Source organism: Phascolarctobacterium succinatutens CAG:287 (assembly GCF_000434895.1).
In the GTDB taxonomy this organism is placed as follows: domain Bacteria; phylum Bacillota; class Negativicutes; order Acidaminococcales; family Acidaminococcaceae; genus Phascolarctobacterium_A; species Phascolarctobacterium_A succinatutens_A.
In genome coordinates this window covers 1-1695 of the sequence record NZ_FR892796.1, presented here as the reverse complement: position 1 = coordinate 1695, position 1695 = coordinate 1, and the positions used below count along the sequence as shown (strand labels likewise).

2 protein-coding genes and 3 tRNA genes are annotated in these 1695 nt (G+C 44.8%); all 5 read left to right on the top strand.

The genetic code is table 11. From position 1 onward, the window contains the following. Nucleotides 1-188, top strand: a 188-nt coding sequence (locus tag BN587_RS11925) for a hypothetical protein (RefSeq protein WP_303684892.1), incomplete at its 5' end; no start/stop codon positions are given. Nucleotides 189-262: 74 nt separating this feature from the next. Continuing rightward, a complete protein-coding gene (locus tag BN587_RS06855) occupies nucleotides 263-1069 on the top strand; it encodes a hypothetical protein (protein ID WP_021720397.1) in 807 nt (268 codons plus the stop codon). A gap of 187 nt (nucleotides 1070-1256) precedes the next feature. Further along, a tRNA-Asp gene (locus BN587_RS06850) sits at nucleotides 1257-1333 on the top strand. 27 nt (nucleotides 1334-1360) lie between these two features. Then, nucleotides 1361-1435, top strand: a tRNA-Gly gene (locus BN587_RS06845). A 1-nt stretch (nucleotide 1436) separates the two neighbouring features. Then, nucleotides 1437-1510: transfer RNA gene (locus BN587_RS06840), tRNA-Trp, on the top strand. The last annotated feature ends 185 nt before the right edge of the window (nucleotides 1511-1695 follow it).

The following is a 1695-nucleotide window of genomic DNA, read 5'->3' as shown; positions in this document are numbered from 1 at the left end:
GCGCATTACAGCACCTATATTTAATATATGAAAAAGTATTTGCAAACAAAATTAAAGTTATCAAAAAATTAGCACAGCAGTTGCCGAGGGTGTTTCCAGCGCTGCGCACAGAGCGCCTCGCAAAACGCCTTCACCCTCTTTCTTCCGCCATTTTCCATATAATAGTTGATAATTATTTTCAATCGTGATATGATTATATTGGTTCCGAAGGAACTAATAATTGATTATTCTTACAAAAGAATGAAAAAGAGAGGTTTTTTAAATGACGACTGTTGCTGAAAAGTATTTACAAATTGCTAAGCTGGCAAAGGATCCTGCTAATGCAGAGGTTGTTATTGATGGTATTCTGACATTTTTCGGATTGGATTATTTTGACTTAGACCTGGGTGTTGAATACCTGTACACCACTAAAGTGATTGACTATAAATTCAGAAGCGTGCTGCACAAGGCTGAAGACATGGATGCTATTATGGCATGGTTCAAAGAAAAAGCCGGCGTTACCGATGAGGAAATCGCTGCTGCCGAAGCTAAAGAAAAAGAATACGTTGCAGGCTGCCTGATGCTTGCTAAACAATATCTGGGTATGGGCCACTGCATCAGCGGTAAAACCTATCTGGAGCTGGCTGCTGCCAAAGGCTCTGAAGAAGCAATCGCACAGCTGAAGGACATGGAATATGCACAAGATATGTATGATCTGGGCAAGCATTATCTGGCAATGGGCCATTGCATCTGCTCTAAGACCTACTTTGAGCTGGCTGCTGCCAAAGGCTGCCCTAAGGCTGCTGCAAAGCTGAAGGACATGGAATATGCAGAAGACATGTACAAGCTGGGCGAGCAATACCTGGGCATGGGCCACAAAATCTGCTCCAAGACCTACTTTGAATTAGCTGCTGCCAAAGGTTGCCCTAAGGCTGCTGCAAAGCTGAAGGACATGGAATATGCAGAAGACATGTACAAGCTGGGCGAGCAATATCTGGCAATGGGCCACAAAATCTGCTCTAAGACCTACTTCGAGCTGGCTGCTGCCAAAGGCTGCCCGGAAGCTGCTGCAAAGTTAGCTGAATACTAAGCATAATTGATTCTCTAAAATAAGTGTTGGGGTTTTGACCTGATTCAGGTTAAGACTGCCAACACTTTTTTGCTTAAAAGCCCTGCTTTGGCAGCTGAAAAAGCGTTTCTAAAATTTTTTCAAAAAAACCTCTTGCCAAAACGTTAAACGTATGGTAATATATATAACTGTCAGACACACTGACATTGGCCCGGTGGTTCAGTTGGTTAGAATGCCGCCCTGTCACGGCGGAGGTCGTGGGTTCGAGTCCCATCCGGGTCGCCANNNNCGAGTCCCATCCGGGTCGCCAATGCGGAAATAGCTCAGTGGTAGAGCACCTCCTTGCCAAGGAGGGGGTCGCGAGTTCGAATCTCGTTTTCCGCTCCATAGGGGCATAGTTCAATGGTAGAGCAACGGTCTCCAAAACCGTCGATCTGGGTTCGAGTCCTAGTGCCCCTGCCATAGCAAATGTAGCCTGAGAGTTCAGCTCTCAGGTTTTTTTGTGCCTGCGTTTAGCAAGATACTACTTTATTAGCAAACAGTTTATGCAAGGCTTTGCCGCTAACCCCTTTGCCCTGCACCTTACCAGCTTTTATGTAACTTACAGGACAAATTTATTGACAGTAACCCCAAAAAAGCATATAATA

What these genes read in the sequence shown, in the direction of transcription:
- BN587_RS06855 (WP_021720397.1), top strand. Translation starts at nt 263, where the DNA reads ATGACGACTGTTGCTGAAAAGTATTTACAAATTGCTAAGCTGGCAAAG.